The sequence below is a fragment of the Roseateles chitinivorans genome (assembly GCF_002761755.1).
In the GTDB taxonomy this organism is placed as follows: domain Bacteria; phylum Pseudomonadota; class Gammaproteobacteria; order Burkholderiales; family Burkholderiaceae_C; genus Roseateles; species Roseateles chitinivorans.
This window is the reverse complement of record NZ_PEOG01000218.1, coordinates 1-440: the sequence shown is the minus strand read 5'-3', so window position 1 is coordinate 440 and position 440 is coordinate 1. Positions and strand designations below refer to the sequence as shown.

At 41.1% G+C, this 440-nt stretch carries 1 protein-coding gene; it reads right to left on the bottom strand.

The features are described from left to right. On the bottom strand, positions 1 to 426 hold a 426-nt coding region (locus tag CS062_RS25440; RefSeq protein WP_259373128.1), incomplete at its 3' end, for a UvrB/UvrC motif-containing protein. Between the last annotated feature and the right edge of the window lie 14 nt (positions 427 to 440).

The following is a 440-nucleotide window of genomic DNA, read 5'->3' as shown; positions in this document are numbered from 1 at the left end:
CATTCTCTTTACAGGAATACCTGTCATCATACTCACCACTTCGGCGATGTGTTCTTCGGTAATCGGATAACGTTTATGCTTGCTTTCCTCTTCCCATTGCGTTTTTGCTTTCTCCAGTTCTTCTCCGAGCCTTTTTTCGGTATCACGTAAGGCCGCCGCTTCTTCAAAGCGTTGGCTTTTAACTACTTTATTCTTTTCGTTCTTAATGTCTTCTATTTTCTTTTCGAGCTCTACAATCTCTTCAGGCACATTGATATTTTTCAGATGCACCCTTGCGCCCACTTCATCCAATACATCAATGGCTTTATCTGGTAATAACCTGTCGGTCATGTACCGATCACTCAATTTCACACAGGCATCGATCGCATCTTCACCATAGCTCACATTGTGGAAGTCTTCGTATTTCGACTTAATATTATTCAGTATCGTAATGGTATCTT